The organism is Azotobacter bryophylli (genome assembly GCF_042643485.1).
Lineage (GTDB): Bacteria > Pseudomonadota > Gammaproteobacteria > Pseudomonadales > Pseudomonadaceae > Azotobacter > Azotobacter bryophylli.
In genome coordinates this window covers 252,069-275,822 of sequence record NZ_JBHRSJ010000016.1, presented here as the reverse complement: position 1 = coordinate 275,822, position 23,754 = coordinate 252,069, and the positions used below count along the sequence as shown (strand labels likewise).

Below are 23,754 nucleotides of genomic sequence, written 5' to 3'. Positions count from 1 at the left end.
ACCAGGCCTTCCAGCGGGGTCAGGCCCATGCTGGTGTCGCGGCTCTCGCCGTTGACGATGGCGCAGGTGGAGCAGCCGTTGCCGAGGTGGGCGGAGAGCCAGGCGCTGTCGTGCTGGGGCAGGCCGGCCAGCTCGGCGGCGCGCTTGCTGACGTAGCGATGGCTGGTGCCGTGGAAGCCGTAGCGGCGCACGCCGTGTTCCCGGTAGAGGAATTCCGGGACGGCGTAGCGGTAGGCGTGGGCCGGCATGCTCTGGTGGAAGGCGGTGTCGAACACGCTGACCTGGGGCAGATCGGGGTACATCGCGGTGATCGCGGCGATGCCGATCAGATGGGCCGGGTTGTGCAGCGGGGCCAGCTGGGCGCTGCTGCGGATGCCCTCGATCACCGCGTCGTCGATCAGGCGGGCTTCGGTGAAGTGCTCGCCGCCGTGCACCACGCGGTGGCCGATGCCGCTGAGCTGGCCGCCGGAGGCCTCCTCGACCAGCGGCAGGAGCTTGGCCAGGGCGGCGCGATGGTCGGCGCCCGGCAGGGCCAGGGTTTCCTTGATGTCGCCGAGCTGCCAGTGGAGGACGGCCTCCGGGCTGCCGAGGCGTTCGGCCAGACCTTGCAGGGGGAAGGTGGCGAGGGTTTCGTTGACCAGGGCGAACTTGATCGACGAGCTACCGCAGTTGATCACCAGAATGTTGCGAGCGGACATTGAGGAGACTCCTGAATCTGTTACGCATAGCCGTCAATGGCATGCAATTTTTGTAATTGGATTTGGGTGTCCGGCGTTCTTGGGGAACAAGGACGAATCAGGGCACCACTATTCTGCCACGCAGACTGAAGGTTGTCCCGCTGCTTTAGTCGAATCAAATGCTTGGGAACTCGGCGGGTCTGACGTGGTATCGCGCTCGCTCGACCCTGTCACTTCAATGCCAGCCGTCGCGTTCGTTCTCTTGTAGCTACGCTGATAAGGCAACGGAACCCTGGGGGACGAGGGCCATGAGCGATACCCGCTGCTGGTTCAACTGCCATGTCGCCACCATGGTCGGCGGGCATTACTCGGTCATCGCCGATGCGGCCATCCTCGCCCGCGGCGAGCGCATCGCCTGGATCGGGCGGCGCGAGCAACTGCCCAGCGACTGCCAGGCGACGGATCTGCACGGCGCCTGGGTGACGCCGGGACTGATCGACTGCCACAGCCATCTGGTGTTCGCCGGCGAGCGCAGCGCCGAGTTCGAGTTGCGTCTGGAAGGGACCAGCTATGCCGAGATCGCCGCCCACGGCGGCGGCATCGCCAGCACGGTGCGGGCCACCCGCGCCGCCAGCGAGGAGCAGTTGCTGGACAGCGCCGAGCGTCGCGCCCGCCAGCTGCTGCGCGACGGAGTGACCTGCCTGGAGGTGAAGTCGGGCTACGGCCTGGACCTGGCGAGCGAGCGCAAGCTCTTGCGCGTCGCCCGCCAGCTCGGCGAGCGCCTGCCGCTGACGGTGCGTACCACCTGCCTGGCGGCCCATGCGGTGCCGCCGGAGTACACCGGGCGCAGCGACGACTATATCGAGCATGTCTGCGACGAGATGCTGCCGGCGCTGGCGGCCGAAGGGCTGGTGGATGCGGTGGATGCCTACTGCGAGCATCTGGCCTTCTCGCCGGAGCAGGTCGAACGCCTGTTCGAGGCCGCTACCGCCCTCGGCCTGCCGGTGAAGTTGCACGCCGACCAGCTCTCCGCCCTCGGGGGAGCAGGGTTGGCTGCGCGCTACTTGGCCCTTTCCGCCGACCACCTGGAATACGCCAGCGATGCCGACGTGGTGGCCATGGGCACGGCCGGCACGGTCGCGGTGCTGCTGCCGGCGGCCTTCTACCTGCTCAACGAGAGCCGCCGTCCGCCGATCGAATGCCTGCGCCGTCACGGCGTGCCCATCGCCCTGGGCAGCGACCTCAATCCCGGCACTGCGCCGGTGCTGTCGCTGCGCCTGGTCCTGGCGATGGCCTGCACCTCGTTCGGCATGACCCCGGAGGAGGCCCTGGCCGGCGTCACCCTGCACGCGGCCCATGCCCTGGGCTTGGCCCATCGCCATGGTAGCCTGGAAGTCGGCAAGCTGGCCGATTTCGTCGCCTGGGACGTGCGCCGGCCGGCCGAGCTGGCCTACTGGCTGGGCGGCGATCTGCCCAGGCGGGTGATCTTCCACGGCAAGGAAGTAGGCGATGGATGAGGTCCTGAGTCTCGAACGCGGGCGCTTGCCGCTGCTGGTCAGCATCCCCCACGCCGGCACGCGTCTGACGCCCGAGGTCGAGGCCGCGCTGACGCCCCGCGGCCGCAGCCTGCCGGATACCGACTGGCACCTGCCGCGGCTCTACGACTTCGCCAGTGGGCTGGGCGCGAGTCTGCTGGTCGGCCTGTACTCGCGCTATGTGATCGACCTCAACCGCCCGTCGGACGATCATCCGCTGTACGCCACGCCGACCACCGGCCTGTTTCCCGAGATCGTGCTCGACGGCGGAGCGCTGTTCCGGCCGGGGCAGGCGCCCGATGCGGTCCTGCGCGAGCGTTACCTGGAGCTGATCTGGCGGCCCTATCACCGGGCCCTCGCCGCCGAACTGGTGCGCCTGAAGCGAGAATTCGGCTACGCGCTGCTGTTCGACGCCCACTCGATCCGCTCGCGGGTGCCCTACCTGTTCGAGGGGCGGCTGCCGGACCTCAACCTGGGCACCCACTCCGGAGCCAGTTGCGACCCGAGTCTGGCCGGCAGCCTGCTGAAGGTCCTGGAGCAGGCGCAGGGCTATAGCCGGGTGCTCGACGGGCGCTTCAAGGGCGGCTACATCACCCGCCACTACGGGCGGCCGGCCGAGCGCATCCATGCGCTGCAGCTGGAACTGGTGCAGGCCACCTACATGGAGGAGGACGAGCCGTTCCGCTATCGCGAGGATTTGGCCGCGCCGATCCGCCCGGTCCTGCGCGCAGTGCTGGAGGCCATGCTGGAGTGGGGCGAGGCGCACGGGCGCCCTCGGCTCATTCCGCCTACGCGTTGAGCCGGGCCAACTGATCCAGGTCGGTCTGCATGCCCGAGGTTTCGCGGATGCGCGCGAGGATCTCGCGCTTGAGTTCGGTGAATTCCGGGGCGAGCTTCATGTCCTGATGGCGTTTGGCGGGCAGAGGCACTTCGTAGATCGAGTCGATGCGTCCCGGCCTGGGCGCCATCAGCACGATGCGGGTACCCAGGTAGATGGCTTCCTCCACGTCGTGGGTGACGAACAGGATGGTGGTCTTCTCCAGGGCGTGCACGTGGCGGATCAGATCGTGCATCACCTCGCGGGTCTGTGCGTCGAGGGCGCCGAAGGGCTCGTCCATCAGCAGCGTGGCCGGCCGCGGCATCAGCGCCCGGGCGATCGCCACGCGCTGCTGCATGCCGCCGGAGAGCTGGTTGGGATAGGCCTCGGCGAAGGGCGTCAGGCCCATCAGGTTGAGCAGCGCATCGGCCCGCCCGCTGGCCGCCTCGACGTCCGCGTCGCCGCGCACGCCGTCGGCGATCACCTTGAGCTGGCGGCAGAACTTGATGTTCTTCATCACCGTCAGCCAGGGGTAGAGGCTGTAGTGCTGGAAGACCATGGCGCGATCCACGCCCGGGCCGTCGATGGGGCGGCCATCGAGGAGGATCTCGCCGCGGGACAGGCCCTCCAGCCCGGCGACGCTGCGCAGCAGGGTCGACTTGCCGCAGCCGGAGGCGCCGACGAAGGTGATGAACTCGTTGGGCTGCACGTCCAGGCTGACCTGGCGCAGCGCCTCGACCTCGCGGCCGTTGCTGCGGAAGGTCTTGCCGACCTGACGGATCTGGATTTTCGGGGCGTTCATGGTCACTTCCTCAGCCAGGGAAAGGCGCGGCGGGAAACCAGGCGGAAGGCCTGGTCGGTGAGCAGGCCGATCAGTCCGATCAGCAGGATGCCGGCGAAGATCTTGTCGGTGTGCATGTAGCGTTGGGCCTTGAGGATGGCGTAGCCGAGGCCGGAGTTGGCCGCCACCAGTTCGGCCACCACCAGGTAGGTCCAGGCCCAGCCGCAGGTGATGCGCAGGGTGTCGAGCAGCGCCGGGCGCGCCGCCGGCAGGATCACCAGACGGACGATCTCCGAGCGGCTGGCGCCCATGGTCTGGGCCGCCTCGATCTGCGCCATGGGCACCCGGCGTACGTCCTCGGCCACCATCAGGACCATCTGGAAGAAGGTGCCGATGAAGATGATGACTATCTTCGCGCCCTCGTCGATGCCGACCCAGAGCATCACCAGCGGGATGAAGGCCACCGCCGGCATGTAGCGGATGAAGTCGGTCAGGGGCTCGAGGGCCGCCTGCAGCGGCCGGTAGGTGCCCATGTAGAGGCCCAGCGGCACCGCCAGCAGGGCGGAGAGGGCGAAGCCGGCCATCACCCGGTAGACGCTGATGCCGATGTCCTGCAGCAGGCCTTCGGCGCTCCACCAGCGGCCGATGCGCTCGAGCATCGCCAGGGGGCTCGGCAGGAACAGCGGATCGGCCAGCCCCAGGGCGGTCCAGGCCCACCAGAGGACGAAGGGCGCGAGCAGCCCGCCGGCGCCGAGCAGCCAGACGCTGCGGCGCGGCAGCTCGCCGCGGATGGTCCACCAGCGCGGCCGACGGACCGAGACGGGCGGGGCGGTGACGGAGCGGGGGAGCGGCGCGGTCATGGCGAGGTCTCCTGGGCGGGGATGAGCGGGTCGTCGGCGCGGGCCCAGCCGCCGTTCGGCGCATAGAGGCCGAGGCGGGACAGGGCTTTCGCCGGCAGTTCGTCGGGGCCAGCGAGATCGTAGCTGGCCTTGAGCAACTGCTGGCCGGCCCGTCCCGGCAGGCTGGAGTGGGTGATCAGCCAGGGCGTGCTGCCGTGCAGGTGACGGCCGAAGGACAGCTCGAAAGCCAGCAGGCCGAGGCGTTGCAGCGGATTGGCCGCGGCCAGCTGGTCGCCCAGCGGCTCGCCGGGGCGCAGCGGCACCAGTCGCTCGGCGGCGAACAGGAAATAGTCGCCGGCGAGCAGCAGGCAGCCCTGGCGCGGCGAGCCGTCCGCCGCCTGCAGCCAGATCCCCCAGGTGCTCCCGCGCGAATCCGGCAGGCGTTCCCAGACCTCGTGGTAGCTGTCGTCGAGGCCGTCCTCCAGCAGGCGGTTGGCATTCTCGAAGCGCATGCGGCCGATGTCCGGGCGCTCGCTCGGGGGCTGGTAGTCGATCACCCGGTGCCACTGGCAGATGTCGCCGTCCACCCGGGTCAGCCCGGCGAAGCCCTGCTGGCTGGCGAGGGCACGGGCCTGCTCGACCGAGCAGTGCTCCAGCACGGTCTCCGGCACCGGACGTGGCAGGGGCAGGCGCAGGTCGGCATGCAGGTGCGGGGTCTGCAGCCAGTACACCGCGCTGCTCTCGTCGCGCAGCCCGTCGCGGGTGGCGAGCAGGCTGCGGCGCCAGACGCCCAGGTAGCGGTCGGGAACAGCGGTCATGCGTGGTACTCCGGGAAACGCTTGAGGGTCCGCCAGAAGGCGATGTCGTGGTTCGGCCAGAGCTCGGCGCCGGTTTCGCCGGCCAGCGCCTTGAGCCGGCGGATGCTGTCCAGCGCCAGATCCTCGCGGTCGCGCCAGCACAGGCCCGGGGCGACCTCGTCGTCGAGGTTCTCGCGCAGGTCGGCGGCGTCGCCGGCGAGGATCACCGGCGCGCCCTGGGGCAGCTCGATCAGCAGCGACATGTGCCCGGCGGTGTGGCCGGGGGTGTTGATCGCCCGCAGCCCCGGCAGCAGGTCGTAGTCCTCGCGCTGCAGCTTCCAGCGATAGTCGCCGGCGAAGTCGTCGGCGAAATAGACGTCGTCGGCCGGCTCGCGGGCTGCGGCCATCTCGTCGGCGTGGACGTGCACCTCGGCGCCGCAGACCTCGCAGAGCCCGCCGGCATGGTCGAAGTGCAGGTGGCTGAGGAACACCAGGTCGATGTCGGCCGGCGTCAGGCCCAGCCGGGCGAAGTGCGCCGGCAGGCGCTGTTCCTCGGTCATCCTCGGCGGCGGGAAACCGCTGTCGCCGCTGCCGTACCAGCGCTCGCGGGCGAGCGGGTCGACGATCTTGCGGTAGTCGCAGCCGACGTCGAACAGCACCCGGCCCTGCCGGGTCTCGATCAGGTAGGCGAGGATCGGCGCATCGATCTGGGTGCCCTGGCCGCGGCCGCGGGTGGACAGGGACTTGTCGTAACGGTGGGTGGCGGTGAGCAGTGGCCAGAGTTTGAGTACTTGGGTCATGCGGACTTCTCGTGATTCGCTAGATGGTCGATCAGCGCCCGGCTGTCGCAGACCGTGCCGAAGATGCCGCCCTCGACGCCGATCATCGCCAGCGCCGCCGCGTGCAGCGTCGGGTCGGGCGAGGCGCAGGCGTCGCTCACGGTGACGCAGGCGAAGCCCAGGTCCACCGCGTGGCGCAGGGTCGAGGAGACGCAGACCTCGGTGGTCACCCCGGTGAGGATCAGCTGGGCGATCCCGCGGGTGCGCAGGATCGTCTCCAGATCGGTATGGGCGAAGGCGCTGTAGCCCGGCTTGTCGATCACCGGCTCGCCGGGCAGGGGCTGCAGTTCGTCGATCAGCCCGTGGCCGTGCTCGCCGCGCACCAGCAGGCGGCCGAGCGGACCGCGGCTGCCGATCGGTGCTCCGGCGGCCTCGGCGCGCCGGCGCTTGGTTTCGGGCAGGTCGGACAGGTCCGGGCGGTGGCCCTCGCGGGTGTGCGCCACGAGCATGCCCAGCGCCCGGGCCCGTTCGAGCAGGGCGCGGATCGGGCCGATGGGCGCGCGCAGGCGCTCGACGTCCAGCCCGGCGCTGGCGGCATAGCCGCCGGGGGCGCAGAAGTCGCGCTGCATGTCGATCACCAGCAGGGCGCAACGGGCCGGATCGAGGGAAAGCGGCGGACGCGGGGACGGGGCGGCGCTCATTTCGCGCTGCTCCATACCTGGACCCGGACCGGGGCGCTGCGCTGCGGCCAGGCGGCGATCAGCGCGGCGGATGTGACCAGCGCGGCGCCCAGCCACTCCCGGGGCAGGATCTCGCGCTCGCCGAGCCAGGCCGACGAGAGCACGGCGACCACCAGCTCCACGATCACCAGCAGCGCGGCGCGGCCGGCCTCGATATGGGTCAGGCCGTACTGCACCAGGGCCATGCTGGCGAACCAGCCGACCGCGAGCAGGGCGATGCGCCAGCCGAGGGCGAAGTCGACCGGCGGCGGTGCCTGCTCCAGCAGCACGCAGAGCACCGCTCCGACCAGGGCGCTGCCGACGAAGGCGGCCAGCGACTTGGAGGCCAGCGGCACGCGCTCGGCGGCGCGGGTGGCGAGGTTGTTCAGGCTGAAGGCGAGGCCGGCGCTGAGGGCCATCCAGTCGTCGGCTTCCAGCGGTCGCAGCACCTCGTCGGTGAGGCCCAGGGTCAGGGCGATGCCGACGACGGCCAGGGCCAGGGCGGCCAGGCGCAGTGCGGTCAGCCGCTCGCCCAGCAGCAGCCAGCTGCCGAGCATGCTCCACACCGGCGCCAGGTAGAACAGCAGCATCACCCGCACCACCTGGCCGCCGGCCAGGGCGCTGACCAGCGCGGCGGTGGCCCAGCCGCCGAACAGGGCGATCGCCAGCAGCTGCCGGGACTGCGGTGCCCACTGGCGGCGCTGCGCCCAGATCACCGGCAGGGCCAGCACACCGAGCAGGCTGTAGGTCAGCAGCACCAGGGGCATGCCGATCAGCCCGCGCTCGGCGAGCAGCTGCAGGGGAATCCAGCCCAGGCCCCAGAGGGCCGAGCCGGCCACCAGCAACAGTTGCGGCAGGAGATTCATGGACGCACCTCGCGACGTCTATCCGTGACCGGGCTCATGTTCACACCGCCGTCAGGAAGGAGACGCCCACGGCGCCGTAGAAGTCGTCCGCCTTGTGCGGGCCCTCGGTGACCACGCCGTAGTCGTCGTCCAGCACCCGGCGCAGCCGGTGGCGGTGGAAGCCGGCGAGCAGCGCGCGCATCGGGATCACCTGGGCGTAGGCGTCGCCGTACAGCTCGCGGTGCAGCCGGGGCAGGCGGTACCAGGGCTCGGCGGGCTTCTCGTGATGGGCGTTGTGGTAGGCGAAGTTCAGCAGCAGCAGGTTCAGCGCCGGCCAGCGCAGCGAGACCAGGTTGCTGTAGGTGTTGAGCTGCTCGTAGGCGCGGTCGCGCAGCTTGTCCTCCGGCACCTTGGCGTCCTCGAGCAGGGCGTAGGCGTCGTAGGTGTGCTGGTAGGCGTCGGCGAAGCGCAGCACCGTGACCATGACCAGCCAGGCCAGGACGTACAGCAGCAGCGCCTTGAGCGACAGCCAGCCGAGCACGGCGAAGGCCACTGCGCGCAGCGCCAGCACCAGGGCGACCTGGCCGCGCCGGCTGCGGTGCTTTTCGTTGTCGGTGATGAACGGCAGGACGATCACGTAGAAGTGCATGATCAGCTCCACCGCCGGCACGTAGGCCCACTCCAGGGCCACCACCAGGCGGCGCGCCCAGGCCGGCAGGCCGTGGAGGAAGACCTTGGTGTCGAAGGTGATCACGTCGGCGCGGTCCACGTGGTGGCGCATGTGCTTGCGGCGCAGGTCCTTGAAGTCGGCGTAGCAGCTGCCGGCCATCCAGCTGCACAGGTTGCCGGCCCACTCGTTGTGCTTCGGCACGCTGAAGATGCTGCCGTGGGCGAACTCGTGGATGAAGTAGGCGGCGACGATCATCGCGTGGGCCAGCAGCAGGGTGCCCAGGGCGTTGAGCCAGGGGCTGGCGGCGAACAGCAGCGCCAGCCCGCCGAGATAGCCGAGCAGGGTATAGGCCATGGCCAGGCTGTTGGGCAGCAGGCCGTCGGCGTAGCGGAACAGGGGTTTCTTCTTGGCTGGGGTGGCCATGCTGGTCTCCTGCGGGGCGGGTCGGCGACCCGCCACCTTCGTTTCTTCGTCTTACTTGGCTAGGGCTTCGACGAACCGGGCGTCGTAGGTCTGGCTGAAATCCGGGATCGCCGCGATCTGCCCGTTGTTCTTCAGCAATTGGGCGATGATGGCGCCGCTGCCGTGGAAAGAATGGGTGTCGTCGGAGGGGGCGAAGCTCTGGCCCATTTCCGCCAGCGTGGGGTTGTAGGCGCCGCTCATCTGCGCCTTGGCCTCTTCGGCGCTGACGCCCAGCACCTCGCCGACGATCTTGGCCGACTCCTCGGGGTGGGCCTGCATGTAGGCCATGCCGTCCAGGTAGCCCTGGATCAGCGCCTTGATCGCCTCGGGGCGCTTGGCGATCATCGACTCGTCGAAGGCCAGCACGTCGGTGATCAGGCCGGGGGCGTCCTTGGAGGAGAACACCACCTTGTACTTGTTGCCGCCGCCCATGCCGAGGACCTGGGAGACGTTCGGCTCGTAGGTCACGCCGATGGGCAGGGCGCCGGAGGCCATGGCGCCGGGAACGCCCTCGGGGGTCATGTTGACCGGCTCGATGTCCTTCTCGCTCATGCCGTTCTGCTTGAGGGCGTAGGACAGCAGGAAGTCGGAGGGCGACAGCGGGTTGTAGCCGACCTTGCGGCCCTTGAAGTCCTTCACCGAGCCGATGGAGGACTCGGCGACGATGGCGTCGCCGCCGTTGGAGAAATCGATGGGCATCACCACGCGCTGCTTGAGGCCCTTGGCCACCGAGCTGACCACCTGGTCGTAGGTGAGCATGCCGCCGTCCAGGGCGCGGCCGGCGATGGCGGTGGTGATCAGCGAGGGGTCGCTGAAGAACTGCAGGTCCACGTCGAGGCCGTGGGGCTTGAACAGATCGAGCTTGTCGGCCACGTAGAAGGGGCCGTAGCCGGCCCAGACGACGGTGCCGATTTTCATCTTCTCGGCCGCGTGGCCGGTCAGGGGAGCGAAGATCGAGGCGGCGGCCAGGGTGGCGCCCAGCAGGGTCTTGTGCAGCGAACGGAACAGCGTCGACATGGCGTTGGGTCCTTCACGTTGGAATTTCGGGCACGGGATGACGTCGCATCTCCCGGGCTTTTATCCCGCCGTGTAGTCCCGTCCGTGGGACCGGAAAACTCTCGGACCAGCGCTCATCGGATGAGCCGGAACCCTAGTTCGCCTTGGTGTTGCTCCTGTGTGCCACGTATGAGTGCCGAGGCGACCCATCCCGTTCATCAGGGAATTAGCAGGATGCGTGCCAGTAACGCGGTTCCAGAAAAGCACCAAGAATCAAGGTGTTGCATTGCCATTGAGGCCGTTGGCGGCAGCTCGGCGCGAAGGCGGTGCGCGAAGGGGCGCAGCCGGTCCGTTTTGGTGCTTCCGCAAACGACGCGGCCGGCGCTGGGGCCGGCCGCGTCGGGAGGACCCGCGGATCAGTTGCGGCTACGTAGCCAGGCGCGCCAGCCGCCGTGGGCGGTGATGTCCTCGGCGCCCTCCAGGCCGTAGGCGTCGCAGATGAAGCCGGTCTCCCAGCGGCCGCCTTCCAGCTCCACCTTGCCCAGGCCGAGCGGCGCGGGAATGCCGGTGAGGAAGGAGCCCAGCTCGGCGCTCGGCAGCTCCCAGACCTCCACTTCGATGGCCGCGCCGCCCTCGCTGACCCGCAACATGCCCGGGCGCAGCGGCGGTCCGCCGGCCAGGGCGTAGAGCTTGTAGGCCGGCGCGCTACGGGTCTTCTCCAGCAGCGCGCCGCCGCGCTGGAGCAGCTGCCAGTTCAGCGGCAGGCCCTCCAGGTGCGCGCCGCACACCACCAGCCGGGTGCGGTCGTTGCGCGCCGGGTTCTGCGGCGCTGCGGCGGCCGGCACGCTGCCGCCGACCAGGGGCAGGCCGGTGCTGCGTTGCAGGGCGGCGGCCAGGCTCAGCAGGTACTGGTCGGTGAAGACGCGGCCGAACAGGGTCACGCCCCAGGGCAGCCCGTTACCCATGAAGCCGGCCGGCACCGCGATGGCGCTGTAGTCGAGCATGTTCATGAAGTTGGTGTACCAGCCCAGGTCGGAATTGCGCGCCACCGGCTCGGCGTGCAGCTCGGCGAGGGTCACCGGACGCGGATAGGCCGGGGTCAGCACGCAGTCCAGGTCGGCCAGGGTGCGGTCGCAGATCGCCTTGAGCTGCTGCAGGCGGTACTGGGCGCGGAAGGCATCCACCGCGCCGGCGCCCGGCGCCTTCTCCAGCACGGCGCGGATCACCGGCAGCACGGCCTCCGGCTCGCGCTCGATCAGCTCGCCGGCGACGCTGTAGCGCTCGGCGACCCAGGGGCCTTCGTAGAGCAGGCGGGCGGCTTCGAGGAAGGGCGCGAAGTCGATCTCCACCGGCGTGCCGCCGATGGCCTTCAGCTGTTCGACGGTGGCGGCGAACAGCGCCGGGCTTTCCGGGCAGCCGAGGAATTCCAGCTGCTTCGGCACGCCGAAGCGGAACGGGCGCGGCGCGCCGAAGGCCGAGGCGTCGTTCCACAGCGGATTGGCGCGGCTGTATTCGTCGCGCGGGTCCGGTTTCGCGGTCAGGGCCAGCAGCTGGCTGGCCTCGACGGCGCTGGCGGTGAAGAAGGTCACGCAGTCCAGGGTGCGGCAGGCCGGCACCACCCCGGCGGTGGAGATCAGCCCCTTGCTGGCCTTGAGGCCGATCAGGTTGTTCAGCGCCGCCGGCACCCGGCCGCTGCCCGCGGTGTCGGTGCCCAGGGCGAAGCTCGCCACGCCGAGGGCCACCGCCAGGGACGAGCCGGAGCTGGAGCCGCCGGAGGGGTAGTCCGGGTGCACGCTGTTGCGGCATGCGCCGTAGGGCGAGCGGGTGCCGTTGAGGCCGGTGGCGAACTGGTCGAGATTGGTCTTGCCCAGCGGCACGGCGCCGAGGGCGATCAACTGCTCGACGATGGTCGCGCTGCGCTGCGGCACGTAGGCGAAGGCCGGGCAGGCGGCCGTGGTGGGCACGCCGGCGAGGTCGATGTTGTCCTTGATGGCGAAGGGAATGCCGTAGAGCGGCAGCTCCGCTGGAGTCTTGTCGTCGAGGGCGGCCAGGTAGGGCTCCAGTTCCTCGGCGCTGAGCAGGTGGATGAACAGCTTGAATTCCGGGTTCAGCGCGGCCGCCTTCTCGCGCAGTTCGGCGATCAGCCGGCGCGGGCTGGTGCGGCCTTCGGTGTAGGCGGCGCGCAGGGTGTCGAGACGCAGATCGAATTCGTGGGGCATGGTCGGTTTCCTTACTTGGCCAGGGCGTCAGGTGGGTCGGCCGCTACGCGGCGTAACCCACCACCGATACCGCAGGCATCGCGAATGGGGCCGGCCTGACGGCCGGTTGGTGGACCGCTGAAGCGCGGTCCACCCTACGAGAGCGTCATGCTTCTTCCAGGACGACGACCCGCTGGCCGGCGCGCACCGGCGAGCCGGGTTGCACCCGGACTTCCCTGACCACCCCGTCGCGCGGGGCGGTGAGCGGGATTTCCATCTTCATCGACTCGAGGATCACCAGCACGTCGCCGGCCTTGACCCGCGCGCCCGGCTCCACCTGCACCTGCCAGAGGTTGCCGGCGATGTGGCTCTCGATGCCATGCTCGCCGGCGCCGAGCGGGGCGTCCTCGCCCAGGTCCGGGCCGACCTCCTCGCTCTCGAAGTGCGCCTGGCCGGACTCGATCCAGCGCTGGCGCTCGGCATCGAAGGCGGCGCGCTGCTGACTGCGGAAGGTGGCGATGCCCTCGGCTTCCTCGGCGAGGAAGGCCTGGTAGTCGGCCAGGGCCAGCGTGCTCTCCTCGATGCGCAGCTCATAGCGGCCGAGCGGGAAGTCGCGGCGGATGCGCAGCAGTTCCTCGGCGGACACCGGGTAGAAGCGGACCTGGTCGAAGAAGCGCAGCAGCCAGGGCTTGCCTTGGAAGGCTTCCACCTCGCGGTAGCGGTTCCACATCTGCAGGGTGCGACCGACGAACTGGTAGCCGCCGGGGCCTTCCATGCCGTACACGCACATGTAGGCGCCGCCGATGCCCACCGAGTTCTCCGCGGTCCAGGTGCGTGCCGGGTTGTACTTGGTGGTGACCAGGCGGTGACGCGGGTCGAGCGGGGTGGCCACCGGCGCGCCGAGGTAGACGTCGCCCAGGCCCATCACCAGGTAGCTGGCCTCGAACACCGTGCGGTAGACCTCGTCGAGGTTTTCCAGGTCGTTGATCCGGCGGATGAACTCCAGGTTGCTCGGGCACCAGGGGGCGTCCTTGCGCACCGTGGTCATGTACTTCTCGATGGCCAGACGGCAGGCCGGGTCGTCCCAGGACAGCGGCAGGTAAACGATGCGCGACGGCACGGCGAGGTCGGTGGCGTTGCACACCGCGTCCCACTCGCCGATCACCTCGGCCAGCAGGCGCGCCAGCGACAGGGTTCCCGGCTGGTAATGCACCTGCAGCGAGCGGATGCCGGGGGTGAGGTCGATCACGCCGTTCAGCTGCTTCGCTTCCAGCGCCTGCATCAGCGCGTGGCCGCGGAAGCGCAGCACCAGGTCCAGCTCGGGCTGGCCGATCTCCAGCAGCAGGTGGGTGTCGCCGGAGAGGCGGGCCACCAGGCGCTTGTCCTGGCTGCCGATGTCCAGCACCACCGGCGGCTCCAGCGGGATCGGCCGCCAGTCGACGGCGACCGGGGTGAGGGTCGCGCTTTCCGCCTGGCGGGCCTTGGCCAGGGTGCGGGCGGTGTCGACGTCGACCGGCACGAAGCGCACCTTGTCGCCGGCCTTGAGCTGGCCGAGCTGCCAGAGGTCGGCCTCGATCACCGTCACCGGGCAGACGAAGCCGCCCAGGCTCGGGCCGTCCGGGCCGAGGATCACCGGCATGTCGCCGGTGAAGTCCACCGCGCCGATGGCGTAGGGGTTGTCGTGGATGTTCGACGGGTGCAGGCCGGCCTCGCCGCCGCTGTCGCGCACCCACTCCGGTTTCGGTCCTATGAGACGCACGCCGGTGCGGCTGGAGTTGAAGTGCACTTCCCAGTCGGTGGCGAGGAAGCGGTCGATGTAGGCCGGGGTGAAATACTCCGGCGCGCCGTGCGGGCCGTAGATCACCCGCAGGGTGCGCACGGCCGGCAGCGGCGCGCACAGTTCGGCGTCCAGCGCGGCGCCGGCGGAGGCGTCGGCCAGCGAGGCGAGGTGCAGCACGTCGCCGGCGCGCAGGGCGCGGCCGCCGTGGCCGCCGAACTGGCCTAGGGTGAAGGTGCTCTTGCTGCCCAGATAGTCCGGCACCAGCAGGCCGCCGCGCACGGCGAGATAGCTGCGTGCACCGGCTCCGGCGATGGTGCCGAGGCTGAGGGTGGCGCCGGCCGGGACGAACAGCGCGGTGTTCATCGGCTGCGCGGCGCCGTCCAGGGCGACCGGGATGTCGGCGCCGGTCACCGCCACCACGGCATCGGCGTTGAAGCGCAGGATCGGCCCGCTCATGGTGATTTCCAGGCCGGCGGCGCCTTCCGGGTTGCCGAGCAGGCGGTTGCCCAGCCGCAGGGCGCGGTCGTCCATCGGCCCCGACGGCGGCACGCCGACCGCCCAGTAGCCGAGGCGGCCGGGGTAGTCCTGCACCGTGGTCTGGGTGCCGGCGGAGAGTACCTCGAAGGTCTCGGCCCGGTAGGCGAGGCCCTCCAGGCAGCGGGTCCAGGGATTGCCGGAGGCGAAGGGCGTATCCGCGAGGATCTGCCGCAGGTAGTCGCGGTTGGATTCCACGCCGTAGAGCAGCGTCCCGGCCAGCGCGCTGTCCAGCGCGGCGCGGGCCTCGTCGCGGCTTGGCGCCCAGGCGATGAGCTTGGCGATCATCGGGTCGAAGTAGGGTGGGATCTCACAGCCGGCCTCGACCCAGGTGTCGATGCGCAGGCGCTTGCCGTCGGCCTCGGGGAAGTCGACAGCGGTGAGCAGGCCGGGGCTGGGCTGGAAGTCGCGGCCCGGGTCCTCGGCGTACAGGCGCGCCTGGATCGAGTGGCCGCTGGGCTGGAGGGTCTTGGCCAGCTCGGCAAGCGGGGCCAGCGTGCCGGCGGCCAGTTCGATCATCCAGCGCACCAGGTCGACACCCCACACCTGTTCGGTGACGCCGTGCTCGACCTGCAGGCGGGTGTTCACTTCGAGGAAGTAGAAGCGCCGGGCCTCGCTGTCGTAGACGAACTCGACGGTGCCGGCGCTGCGGTAGTTCACCGCCTTGGCCAGCTTGATCGCCGCCGCGCAGAGCTCTTCGGCCATGCCTTCCGGCAGGTTCGGCGCCGGGGTTTCCTCCAGCACCTTCTGGTTGCGCCGCTGCACCGAGCAGTCGCGCACGCCGAGGGCGATCACCTCGCCCTTGCCGTCGCCGAACACCTGCACTTCCAGGTGGCGGGCACGCTGGATGTACTTCTCGATGAACACGCCCGAGTCGCTGAAGTTGTTCTGCCCGAGGCGCTTGACCGCCTCGAAGGCCTCGGCAAGCTCGGCGGCCGAGCGGCACACGCGCATGCCTATGCCGCCGCCGCCGGCGGTGCTCTTCAGCATCACCGGGTAGCCGACCGCTTCGCCGGCGGTCAGTGCCGCGTCGAGGCTTTCCAGCAGTTCGGTGCCTTCCAGCATCGGCACGCCGTGCCGCTTGGCCAGGGCGCGGGCGGTGTGCTTGAGGCCGAAGACCCGCAGCTGCTCGGGCGTCGGGCCGACGAAGGCGATGCCGGCGGCCTCGCAGGCTTCGGCGAAGGCGGCGTTCTCGGAGAGGAAGCCGTAGCCCGGGTGGATGGCCTGGGCGCCGCTCTGCCGGGCGATGTCGAGAATCTTGTCCACCACCAGGTAGGTATTGGCGGCGGGACCTTCGCCGAGGCTGAAGGCTTCGTCGGCCTGCTGGATGTGCAGGCTGGCGGCGTCGGCCTCGGAGTAGACGGCCACGCCCGCCACGTTCAGGGCGCGTAGGGTACGCAGGATGCGGCAGGCGATGGCGCCGCGGTTGGCGATCAACAGTTTGGCGAACATTCGAGGAGTCCTCGAAGGGTGGCGGGTCGTCCCGCCGTCATTCGGTCAGCACCACGGTCGTCCGTGGTCGAAATCCTTCAGTGGGAAAGGCTGCTCCGTTTCCCGCCCTACGGCTGCCGGGTGCGGCGTAGGGTGGATGACCGCGCAGCGTCATCCACCACCATCAGTCCCAGATCAGCACTTCCGCCGGAGTGGGGTTCCAGCCGTTGCACGGGTTGTTCAGCTGCGGGCAGTTGGAGATCAGCACGATCACGTCCATGTGCGCCTTCAGCTCCACGTACTTGCCCGGCGCGGAGATGCCGTCCTCGAAGGTCAGGCCGCCCTCGGGGGTGACCGGCACGTTCATGAAGAAGTTGATGTTGGCGCCTATGTCGCGCTTCTCCAGGCGGCCGTCGTGCAGGCTGGCGCGCAGGAAGTTGTCGCGGCAACTGTGCATGTAGCGCTTGTCCAGGGCGTAGCGCACGGTGTTACTCTCCTGGGCGCAGGCGCCGCCGAGGGTGTCGTGGCGGCCACAGGTGTCGGCGACGATGGTCAGGAGCGGATTGCCCAGGTTGGAGTAGAGCACCGTGCCGGTGGTCAGGTAGACCTTGTTCTGCCGGCGCAGGGTGCGCTGCGGATCGAAGCGCTCGCGCGGGTTCTGCGCGCTGTAGAACAGGGTGTCGACCGCCTGGTTGCCCTCCAGGTCGAGCAGGCGGACGGTCTGCCCGGCCTTGACCTCGAACAGGTAGGGCTCGCCGGCCGGAATGACGTGGCGGAACACGGCGGCTTCGGGTTGCAGGGTGCTTTCGATCAGGGTCATGGCCGGGCCCTCAGACATACAGACGTTCGGTGTTGTGGAAGCCGCGGCCGTTCTCCGGACGCGAGGTGCGGCAGAGCACGCTGATGCCGTCGCTCTCGACCTTGTGCCAGCTCAGCTTGACCGGCTTGGGCGCGTACTGCGGGTTCGGGTCCATCGGGTGCTGCAGGGCGGTGAGCACCACCAGCGTATCCATTGGCGCGTACAGCTCGACGTAGTCGCCGGGTCGGGAGTTGCCGGGCTCGAAGCGGAAGCAGCCGTCCGCGTCCACCGTGACCTTGCTGAACAGGTTGAGGATCATCAAGAGGTCCTGCAGGTTCAGGTTCCACTTGCCCATTTCCACCAGCAGGTTGTCCATGCCGTTGCGGAAGAAGCCGTTGCGCAGCTCCTGGTAGCGGCCCTCGCCATACTTCTCGCGGGTCTCCTGTGCGTTCAGCACGCCGCCGAAGCTGTCGTGCCAGCCGCAGGTGTCGGCGGTGATGGCCGCCAGTACCCGGCCCATGTCCGAATACAGGCAGTGGCCAGCGGTGAGCTTGGCGGTGTGCTGGCACTTCAGGGTGTCCGGCAGGTTCAGGCGCTCGCTCTTCTCGGAGGCAGAGAGCAGCAGCAGGCTGACGTTGGCGCCGCCTTCGACATCGGTGAGGCGCAGCAACTGGCCGCGCTTGAGGACGAAGGAGGCGTGTCCGCCGCCGGGAACGGTTTCTTCGTAGAGGGTCGGACGCAGGGTCAGTGAGGTGCTCATGCTCTGGCTCCAAGGGAATCGGATTGCAGGCCGCCGGTCACGGCCGGCGGCAGGGCGGCGACGGCGGCGCGCGCGGCGCGGCGGTCGTCGTTCAGGGGAATGTCGTAGGTGACGCGGGCGCCGTAGGTGTTGGGCGACTGCGGGTCGTGGCGCACCTTATCGAACACCAGCAGGCGGGTGCCGAGGGTGAAGCCTTCGGAAAGGTCGTGGGTGACCATGAACACGGTCAGCCGGGTTTCCCGCCACAGCTCCAGCAGCAGCGCGTGCATGTCCTTGCGGATGCCCGGGTCGAGGGCGCCGAACGGCTCGTCGAGCAGCAGCACGCGCGGCTTCATGATCAGCGCCTGGGCGATCGCCAGGCGTTGCTGCATGCCGCCGGAGAGCTGCGCCGGGTACTTGTCCAGGGCGTGGCCGAGGCCGACTTTGGCGAGGATCTCCGCGGCCCGCTCGCGGGCCTCGCGCTTGGCGCCGCCGAACAGCCGGCCGAGCAGGGGCGAGCGCGGCAGCTCCAGGCCGAGGGCGACGTTGTCGCGCACGGACAGGTGCGGGAACACCGAGTAGCGCTGGAACACCACGCCGCGGCTGGCGTCCGGCTCGCCGGGCAGCGGCGCGCCGTCGAGCAGGATCTGGCCGCGGCTGGGGCGTTCCTGGCCGAGCAGCATGCGCAGGAAGGTGGACTTGCCGCAGCCGGAGGCGCCGACGAGGGTGCAGAACTCGCCTTCCTCGACCCTGAGGTTGAGGCGTTCCAGCACCACCTGGTCGCCGTACTCCTGCCAGAGGTTCTTGACCTGGATGAAACTCATGCCTTGGCTCCTTCATACCAGGGGAAGGCCAGCCGGGTGAGCCGGCGCAGGCCGAGATCCATCGCCCAGGCGAGCAGGGTGATCCAGACCACGTAGGGCAGGATCACGTCCATCGCCATGTAGCGGCGGACCAGGAAGATGCGGTAGCCGAGACCGTCGGTGGAGGCGATGGCCTCGGCGGCGATCAGGAACAGCCAGGCGGAGCCGATCACCAGGCGCAGGCTGATCAGCAGGCGCGGCAGCAGCTGCGGCAGCACCACGCGCAGGATCAGCGTCCAGGTGCTGGCGCCGAGGGTCTGCGCCTTGATCAGCAGCTCCTGGGGAATTTCCCGGGCTCGCTGCTCCAGGTCGCGGGCCAGCACCGGGGTGATGCCGATGACGATCAGCATCACCTTGGACAGCTCGCCGAGGCCGAAGACGATGAACAGGATCGGCAGTATCGCCAGCGGCGGCACCATGGACAGCACCGTCAGCAAAGGCGACAGCGGGGCGCCGAACAGCGGCAGGGTGCCGGCGGCGATGCCCAGGCACAGGCCGGCGGCCGCGGCGATGCCGATGCCGAGGCCGAGACGCCGGAGGCTGGAGCCGGTGTCCTGCCAGAACAGGTATTCGCCGCTGCGCTTGTCCGGGGTGAAGGCCAGCCGGTCCACCGCCTCGACCATCTGCTGTGCGCTCGGCAGCAGCTTGTCGTTGGGGTTTTCCGCCAGGCGCTGCGCCGAGCCGCTGAAGTAGGCGAACAGCAGCAGGGCGAAGGGCAGCAGCACCAGCATCAGGCGACCGGCGCGGTCGGGGTGTCGATTGATCAGGCGCATGGGCGATTCTCGTCGGAAGTAGGGCGTCGGTGCATGGGCTCAGCTCTCAGAGCTGGCCGTCCGCAGCCATCTGCATGTACTTCGGCTCGAAGCGCAGCTTGAGGTTGCTCTTGTCGCCCTGGGTCACCCCGTTGGCGAAGCTCATACCGACGGCATCGGTGCTGGGCGCGCCCTCGCCGAGCAGGCCGTGATCGAAGGAGAACTTCGCCACCTTGGCCATGGTTTCCGGCAACTGGGCGCCGATGGCGAAGGCGACGGCGTCCTTGGCGGTGTAGAACATGCGGGTGGCGGCCAGTTGCGCCTCGAAGCTCTTCAGGTCGGTGCCGGAGGCCTTGGCCATGTGCTCGCGGGCGGCCTTGCCCTCGGCGGTGTCGGCGCTCATGGTGGTCATGATCTCGTACCAGGCGCCGGTCAGGGCCTTGCCGAAGTCGGGGTTGTCCTTGAGGGTCTGGCTGTTGACCACCATCAGGTCGATGATCTCGCCGGGAATCTGGCTGGAGTCGAACACCTTGGAGACCCCGGGCGTGGCGGCCACTTCGGCCAGCAGCGGGTTCCAGGTGGTCACCGCCTTCACGTCCTGGCTGGCGAAGGCGCCCACCAGGTCGGCGTCGGAGGTGTTGACCACCTTGACGTCCTTCTCGGACAGGCCGACCGTCTCCAGGCCACGGGCCAGCAGGTAGTGGGAGACCGACAGCTCGACCAGGTTGACCGGCAGGCCCTTGAGGTCGGCGAGGGTCTTGTCCTTGCCCTTGATGACGATGCCGTCGTTGCCGTTGGAGAAGTCGCCGACGATCAGCGCGGTGGAATCGACCCCGCCAGCCGCCGGGATGGTCAGGGCGTCCATGTTGGTCATGCTGCAGCCGTCGAACTGGCCGGCGGTGTACTGGTTGATCGACTCGACGTAGTCGTTGAGCTGGACGACGTTGATCTCGATGCCGTACTTCTTCGCCCACTTGTCGACGATGCCGCGGCTGGCGCCGTATTCCCAGGGCATCCAGCCGGCGTAGATGGTCCAGCAGACGTCGAAGTGGTCCTTGCGCTCGGCCGCTGCGTCGAAGCTGAAGAGAGCGGCCAGGCCGGCGGCGAGAACGGTGTGTAGACGGGGTTTGCGCATGGGGTTGTCTCCGGGCTGAGAAGGCATCGGGAGTCGCAGCGACCCATCGCTGGGCGCGTTCTCCCGGGCTTTTGTCCCGCCGTGTAACCCCCGGAGCGGCGGTGCCGTTCCTCGCTGAGGTCGCCGACTCTCGGACCAGGCGCTCGCTGCGCGAGCCGGAACCCTAGACGGCTATTAGCAAATTGTCAGACCTGCGACCCGATGCTCGGGTTTCCTGTGCGGCATTGCCGATTCAAGAGGCGTGCCAACCTATCGGTAATCCTGTCCGGGCAGGCTGGCTCGCCCTCCCGGACGGCGGTACTCGAGGAGTGCCGGTCTGGTGCACCTGAAATGTGCGAGGCCGAGACTAGCACGCCTCATGTTGGTGCGCGACCCTCGCGTTACAGCTTGCCGTCCGCGGCCAGCTGCATGTAGCTGGCGTCGAAGCGCAGCTTGACGTTGCTGCGGTCGCCGGTGACGTCGCCGTTGGCGAAGCTCATGCCGATGGCGTCGGCGTCGGTCGCCTGCCGGCCGAGCAGGCCCTGTTCGAAGGAGAATTTCGCCACCTTGAGCATGGTCACCGGCAGTTTCGGGCTGCGGGTGAAGTCGGCGGCCTCCCTGGCCGAATAGAACATGCGGGTGGTTTCCAGCTGCGCCTCGTAGCCGCGCAGGTCGGTGCCCGAGGCCTTGGCCATGTGCGCGCGGGCGGCCTTGCCTTCGTGGCTGTCGGCGCTCATGGTGGCCATGATCTCGTACCAGGCGCCGGTCAGCGCCTTGCCGAAGTTGGGGTTGTCCGCGAGGGTCTGGCTGTTGACCACCATCAGGTCGATGATCTCGCCGGGAATCTGCCGGGAGTCGAACACCTTGGTCACCCCGGGCTTGGCCACCAGTTCGGCCAGCAGCGGATTCCAGGTGGTCGCGGCGCGGACGTCGGGGGCGGCGAAGTCGGCGACCAGGGTGGCGTCGGAGGCGTTCACCAGCTGCACGTCCCGCTCGCTCAGGCCGACCCGTTGCAGGCCGCGGGCCAGCAGGTAGTGGGAGACCGACTGCTTGACCAGGTTCACCGGCTGGCCCTTGATGTCGTTGAGGAACAGGTTGTCGCCCTTGATGACGATGCCGTCGTTGCCGTTGGAGAAGTCGCCGACGATCAGCGCGGTGGAGTCGACGCCGCCTGCCGCCGGGATGGTCAGGGCATCCATGTTGGTCATGCTGCAGCCGTCAAACTGGCCGGCGGTGTACTGGTTGATCGACTCGACGTAGTCGTGCACCTGCACCACGTCGATATCGATCCCGTACTTCTTCGCCCACTTGTCGACGATGCCGCGGCTGGCGCCGTATTCCCAGGGCATCCAGCCGGCGTAGATGCTCCAGCAGACGCTGAAGTGCTGTTTGGGGGCGGCCGCCAGGCCGGAGCTGAGGGCGAAGGCGAGGGCGGCAGTCAGGATCGCGAGCAGGTGCTTGCGCATGGGATTCCTCCAGTTGGTCAAAGGGACAGCTCAGGAGCGCGCAGCTTGTTTTGGCGTGATCTCCCGGGCTTTCGTCCCATCGGCAACCTCGTCCGGAGGTCGGCCAGTGGAACCCTGGTCATCCATTTCTTCTTACGCTGCTATCCCGCACGGGCGGGTGCTCCTGCACGGCCGGCCAATGCGAAGCCCGTGCCAGAGCCTGCCGCGGGTTGTCGGTAGAGTCAGATTTTGCGAGCGGGTTGGCGAAAGCCGGCTGGCGAATCGGGAGGAAACGGGCGGAGCCGCTGCATCATTTAGGGCTGAGGCATTTGCCGGGGTGCCCGCTCGTGGTGCGGACACTCCGGCCTGCCATGCCGGAGGCGGGCGCAGCGCGGTCGGCTGCGCCCAGCGGGGCTCAGCGGTGCGCTGGACGGCTCAGCGCGAGGAGCCGCTCGACGCCCACCGGCTCCTGTTCCAGCAGCGGTACCACCGCATAGCGGCTGGCGTGCCGGGTCGCCACCGCCTGGATTTCCGCCAGCTCGTTGTTCGCCCGCTGGCGTAGCAGGGGCGAGCGGGGCCGGGCCGCGGCCACGCTGTTGTTGATCACCCAGGCCCAGGGCTCGATGCCGGCGCGGCGCAGGTCGGCCTGCAGGTTGGCGGCTTCCAGCACCGGGGTGGTTTCCGCCAGGGTGACGATCAGCACCTTGGTCTGCTTCGGGTCCTGTAGCTGCATCATCGGCGTGGTGAAGTGCTTGTCGCCCATCTGCCGGGCGATTTCCCGGTGGTAGGCGCCGGTGGCGTCGAGCAGCAGCAGGGTGTGGCCGGTGGGGGCGGTGTCCATGACCACGAACTTCCTACCGGCCTCGCGGATGACCCGGGAGAAGGCCTGGAACACGGCGATCTCCTCGGTGCAGGGCGAGCGCAGGTCCTCGGCCAGCAGGGCGCGGCCCTCCGCATCCAGGTTGGCGCCCTTGCTCTGCATCACGCGCTCGCGGTACTGCTCGGTGACCGTGCGCGGATCGATGCGGCTCACGCTGAGGTTCTCCAGCGAGCCGTTGAGGGTGTCGGCCAGGTGCCCGGCCGGGTCGGAAGTGGTGAGGTGCACCGGCAGTCCGCGGTGGGCCAGCTCCACGGCGACGGCGGCGGCTAGGGTGGTCTTGCCGACCCCGCCCTTGCCCATCAGCATCACCAGGCCGTGGCCTTCGGCGGCGATCTCGTCGACCAGTCGGGCCAGATCGGGTGCTTCCAGCGCCGGCTCGGGCGCCGTGCCGGGCGCGGCGGGAACGGCTACCCCGTCGAGCAACTGGCGCAGGGCGTCGAGGCCGACCAGGTCGAACGGCTTGAGGGGGATGCGGTCGCAGGGCAGCCGGGCGAGCGTTTCGGGGACCGCCGCCAGCGCCGCCTCCTCGCGGGCATGGACGGCGCCGGCCAGGCTGTCCTGTTCGGCTTCCGCGGCCGGCAGCACGCCGTTGATCACCAGGTACTGCTGGGTCAGGCCGATGGCGGCCAGTTCCTCGTGGGTGCGCGCCACCTCCTTCAGCGTGCTCTGCTGGGCGCGGGCCACCAGCACCAGGCGGGTGCGCCGTGGGTCGGACAGCGCTTCCACCGCCTCGCGGTACTGGCTGCGCTGCTTGTCCAGCCCGGCCAGCGGGCCGAGGCAGGAGGCGTCGCCCTTGCCGGCTTCGAGAAAGCCGCTCCAGGCGCCCGGCAGTTGCAGCAGGCGGATGGTGTGGCCGGTCGGCGCGGTGTCGAAGACGATATGGTCGTAGCCGGCGGTCAGTTCGGAATCCACCAGCAGGGCGGTGAACTCGTCGAAGGCGGCGATCTCGGTGGTGCAGGCGCCGGAGAGCTGTTCCTCCATGCCGCGGACCTCGTCCTCCGGCAGCACGCCGCGGGCCGGGCCGACGATGCGCTCGCGGTAGAGCTGGGCGGCGGCCTGCGGGTCGATCTCCAGGGCCGCGAGGTTGGGCACCGCCGGCACCGGGACGATATGGTTGCCGATGGTGATGCCGAGCACCTGGCCGACGTTGGACGCCGGGTCGGTGCTCACCAGCAGCACCCGCTTGCCGCTGTCGGCCAGGCGGATGGCGGTGGCGCAGGCGATCGAGGTCTTGCCCACGCCGCCCTTGCCGGTGAAGAACAGGAAGCGGGGCGGTTGCTTGAGAAATTCCATCTGCGTATT

Annotated in this window: 19 protein-coding genes, 1 pseudogene and 2 riboswitches; of the genes and pseudogenes, 2 read left to right on the top strand and 18 right to left on the bottom strand. The window is 69.4% G+C overall.

All coding sequences use genetic code 11. The annotated features are described in order from the left end of the window. Positions 1-698, bottom strand: a pseudogene (locus ACFOJE_RS09755) (propionate/acetate kinase); the annotation flags it as partial. 287 nt (positions 699-985) lie between these two features. Here ACFOJE_RS09755 and hutI point away from each other — a divergent pair. Both hutI and hutG read left to right on the top strand, forming a co-directional pair. Beyond that, a complete protein-coding gene (gene hutI, locus ACFOJE_RS09750; protein WP_377814128.1) occupies positions 986-2,194 on the top strand; it encodes an imidazolonepropionase in 1,209 nt (402 codons plus the stop codon). Beyond that, on the top strand, positions 2,187-3,011 hold the full coding sequence (gene hutG / locus ACFOJE_RS09745; protein ID WP_377814127.1) for an N-formylglutamate deformylase: 825 nt from the start codon (positions 2,187-2,189) through the stop codon (positions 3,009-3,011). Before hutI ends, hutG begins: the two co-directional genes overlap by 8 nt. On the opposite strand, the gene ACFOJE_RS09740 is transcribed toward hutG, so the two are convergent. The 17 genes from ACFOJE_RS09740 to arsA form a co-directional block, all read right to left on the bottom strand. Further along, positions 3,001-3,831 (bottom strand): ABC transporter ATP-binding protein, encoded by an 831-nt coding sequence (locus ACFOJE_RS09740; RefSeq protein ID WP_377814126.1) that lies wholly within the window; start codon positions 3,829-3,831, stop codon positions 3,001-3,003. The two genes, hutG and ACFOJE_RS09740, sit on opposite strands and share 11 nt — an antisense overlap. 2 nt (positions 3,832-3,833) lie before the next feature. Beyond that, positions 3,834-4,670, bottom strand: coding sequence for an ABC transporter permease (locus ACFOJE_RS09735; protein WP_377814125.1), 837 nt, complete (start codon positions 4,668-4,670; stop codon positions 3,834-3,836). Next, positions 4,667-5,467: a hypothetical protein gene (locus ACFOJE_RS09730; protein WP_377814124.1), complete on the bottom strand. Its 801-nt coding sequence runs from the start codon at positions 5,465-5,467 to the stop codon at positions 4,667-4,669. Before ACFOJE_RS09730 ends, ACFOJE_RS09735 begins: the two co-directional genes overlap by 4 nt. Beyond that, complete coding sequence (locus ACFOJE_RS09725) at positions 5,464-6,246, bottom strand: N-acyl homoserine lactonase family protein (RefSeq protein ID WP_377814123.1); 783 nt, start codon at positions 6,244-6,246, stop codon at positions 5,464-5,466. The genes ACFOJE_RS09730 and ACFOJE_RS09725 overlap by 4 nt, the downstream gene beginning before the upstream one ends. Then, positions 6,243-6,926, bottom strand: coding sequence for a cysteine hydrolase family protein (locus ACFOJE_RS09720; protein ID WP_377814122.1), 684 nt, complete (start codon positions 6,924-6,926; stop codon positions 6,243-6,245). Before ACFOJE_RS09720 ends, ACFOJE_RS09725 begins: the two co-directional genes overlap by 4 nt. After that, positions 6,923-7,810 carry a DMT family transporter gene (locus ACFOJE_RS09715; protein WP_377814121.1) on the bottom strand — a complete coding sequence of 296 codons (888 nt, stop codon included), beginning with the start codon at positions 7,808-7,810 and terminating at the stop codon, positions 6,923-6,925. The genes ACFOJE_RS09720 and ACFOJE_RS09715 overlap by 4 nt, the downstream gene beginning before the upstream one ends. A 40-nt stretch (positions 7,811-7,850) precedes the next feature. Further along, positions 7,851-8,882 carry a fatty acid desaturase family protein gene (locus tag ACFOJE_RS09710; RefSeq protein WP_377814120.1) on the bottom strand — a complete coding sequence of 344 codons (1,032 nt, stop codon included), beginning with the start codon at positions 8,880-8,882 and terminating at the stop codon, positions 7,851-7,853. Between the two features lie 51 nt (positions 8,883-8,933). Continuing rightward, positions 8,934-9,938, bottom strand: a complete 1,005-nt coding sequence (locus ACFOJE_RS09705; protein WP_377814119.1) for an ABC transporter substrate-binding protein — start codon at positions 9,936-9,938, stop codon at positions 8,934-8,936. Positions 9,939-9,985: 47 nt separating this feature from the next. Continuing rightward, a riboswitch (guanidine-I (ykkC/yxkD leader) is annotated at positions 9,986-10,086 on the bottom strand. 247 nt (positions 10,087-10,333) lie between these two features. Continuing rightward, positions 10,334-12,136 (bottom strand): allophanate hydrolase, encoded by a 1,803-nt coding sequence (atzF, locus tag ACFOJE_RS09700; RefSeq protein ID WP_377814118.1) that lies wholly within the window; start codon positions 12,134-12,136, stop codon positions 10,334-10,336. Between the two features lie 145 nt (positions 12,137-12,281). Continuing rightward, a complete protein-coding gene (gene uca, locus ACFOJE_RS09695; RefSeq protein ID WP_377814117.1) occupies positions 12,282-15,881 on the bottom strand; it encodes an urea carboxylase in 3,600 nt (1,199 codons plus the stop codon). A gap of 163 nt (positions 15,882-16,044) precedes the next feature. Then, entirely contained in the window at positions 16,045-16,680 is a 636-nt protein-coding gene (locus tag ACFOJE_RS09690; protein WP_377814116.1) for an urea amidolyase associated protein UAAP2, read from the bottom strand. A 10-nt stretch (positions 16,681-16,690) separates the two neighbouring features. Beyond that, entirely contained in the window at positions 16,691-17,419 is a 729-nt protein-coding gene (locus ACFOJE_RS09685) for an urea amidolyase associated protein UAAP1 (RefSeq protein ID WP_377814115.1), read from the bottom strand. Then, the gene (locus tag ACFOJE_RS09680) at positions 17,416-18,222 is read right to left on the bottom strand and encodes an ABC transporter ATP-binding protein (protein WP_377814114.1); all 807 of its coding nucleotides are present in this window, start codon (positions 18,220-18,222) and stop codon (positions 17,416-17,418) included. The genes ACFOJE_RS09685 and ACFOJE_RS09680 overlap by 4 nt, the downstream gene beginning before the upstream one ends. Next, positions 18,219-19,034, bottom strand: a complete 816-nt coding sequence (locus tag ACFOJE_RS09675) for an ABC transporter permease (RefSeq protein WP_377814113.1) — start codon at positions 19,032-19,034, stop codon at positions 18,219-18,221. Before ACFOJE_RS09675 ends, ACFOJE_RS09680 begins: the two co-directional genes overlap by 4 nt. A 46-nt stretch (positions 19,035-19,080) precedes the next feature. After that, positions 19,081-20,148 carry a putative urea ABC transporter substrate-binding protein gene (locus tag ACFOJE_RS09670; RefSeq protein WP_377814112.1) on the bottom strand — a complete coding sequence of 356 codons (1,068 nt, stop codon included), beginning with the start codon at positions 20,146-20,148 and terminating at the stop codon, positions 19,081-19,083. Between the two features lie 58 nt (positions 20,149-20,206). Beyond that, positions 20,207-20,326: riboswitch (guanidine-I (ykkC/yxkD leader) on the bottom strand. A 202-nt stretch (positions 20,327-20,528) separates the two neighbouring features. Continuing rightward, a complete protein-coding gene (locus tag ACFOJE_RS09665) occupies positions 20,529-21,593 on the bottom strand; it encodes a putative urea ABC transporter substrate-binding protein (RefSeq protein ID WP_377814111.1) in 1,065 nt (354 codons plus the stop codon). 394 nt (positions 21,594-21,987) lie between these two features. Continuing rightward, positions 21,988-23,745: an arsenical pump-driving ATPase gene (gene arsA / locus ACFOJE_RS09660; protein WP_377814110.1), complete on the bottom strand. Its 1,758-nt coding sequence runs from the start codon at positions 23,743-23,745 to the stop codon at positions 21,988-21,990. Positions 23,746-23,754 lie beyond the last annotated feature (9 nt).

Bases quoted from the DNA above. Each gene is read 5' to 3' on its own strand.
- hutI (WP_377814128.1), top strand. From the start codon at position 986: ATGAGCGATACCCGCTGCTGGTTCAACTGCCATGTCGCCACCATGGTC.
- hutG (WP_377814127.1), top strand. From the start codon at position 2,187: ATGGATGAGGTCCTGAGTCTCGAACGCGGGCGCTTGCCGCTGCTGGTC.
- ACFOJE_RS09740 (WP_377814126.1), bottom strand. From the start codon at position 3,831: ATGAACGCCCCGAAAATCCAGATCCGTCAGGTCGGCAAGACCTTCCGC.
- ACFOJE_RS09735 (WP_377814125.1), bottom strand. From the start codon at position 4,670: ATGACCGCGCCGCTCCCCCGCTCCGTCACCGCCCCGCCCGTCTCGGTC.
- ACFOJE_RS09730 (WP_377814124.1), bottom strand. From the start codon at position 5,467: ATGACCGCTGTTCCCGACCGCTACCTGGGCGTCTGGCGCCGCAGCCTG.
- ACFOJE_RS09725 (WP_377814123.1), bottom strand. From the start codon at position 6,246: ATGACCCAAGTACTCAAACTCTGGCCACTGCTCACCGCCACCCACCGT.
- ACFOJE_RS09720 (WP_377814122.1), bottom strand. From the start codon at position 6,926: ATGAGCGCCGCCCCGTCCCCGCGTCCGCCGCTTTCCCTCGATCCGGCC.
- ACFOJE_RS09715 (WP_377814121.1), bottom strand. From the start codon at position 7,810: ATGAATCTCCTGCCGCAACTGTTGCTGGTGGCCGGCTCGGCCCTCTGG.
- ACFOJE_RS09710 (WP_377814120.1), bottom strand. From the start codon at position 8,882: ATGGCCACCCCAGCCAAGAAGAAACCCCTGTTCCGCTACGCCGACGGC.
- ACFOJE_RS09705 (WP_377814119.1), bottom strand. From the start codon at position 9,938: ATGTCGACGCTGTTCCGTTCGCTGCACAAGACCCTGCTGGGCGCCACC.
- atzF (WP_377814118.1), bottom strand. From the start codon at position 12,136: ATGCCCCACGAATTCGATCTGCGTCTCGACACCCTGCGCGCCGCCTAC.
- uca (WP_377814117.1), bottom strand. From the start codon at position 15,881: ATGTTCGCCAAACTGTTGATCGCCAACCGCGGCGCCATCGCCTGCCGC.
- ACFOJE_RS09690 (WP_377814116.1), bottom strand. From the start codon at position 16,680: ATGACCCTGATCGAAAGCACCCTGCAACCCGAAGCCGCCGTGTTCCGC.
- ACFOJE_RS09685 (WP_377814115.1), bottom strand. From the start codon at position 17,419: ATGAGCACCTCACTGACCCTGCGTCCGACCCTCTACGAAGAAACCGTT.
- ACFOJE_RS09680 (WP_377814114.1), bottom strand. From the start codon at position 18,222: ATGAGTTTCATCCAGGTCAAGAACCTCTGGCAGGAGTACGGCGACCAG.
- ACFOJE_RS09675 (WP_377814113.1), bottom strand. From the start codon at position 19,034: ATGCGCCTGATCAATCGACACCCCGACCGCGCCGGTCGCCTGATGCTG.
- ACFOJE_RS09670 (WP_377814112.1), bottom strand. From the start codon at position 20,148: ATGCGCAAACCCCGTCTACACACCGTTCTCGCCGCCGGCCTGGCCGCT.
- ACFOJE_RS09665 (WP_377814111.1), bottom strand. From the start codon at position 21,593: ATGCGCAAGCACCTGCTCGCGATCCTGACTGCCGCCCTCGCCTTCGCC.
- arsA (WP_377814110.1), bottom strand. From the start codon at position 23,745: ATGGAATTTCTCAAGCAACCGCCCCGCTTCCTGTTCTTCACCGGCAAG.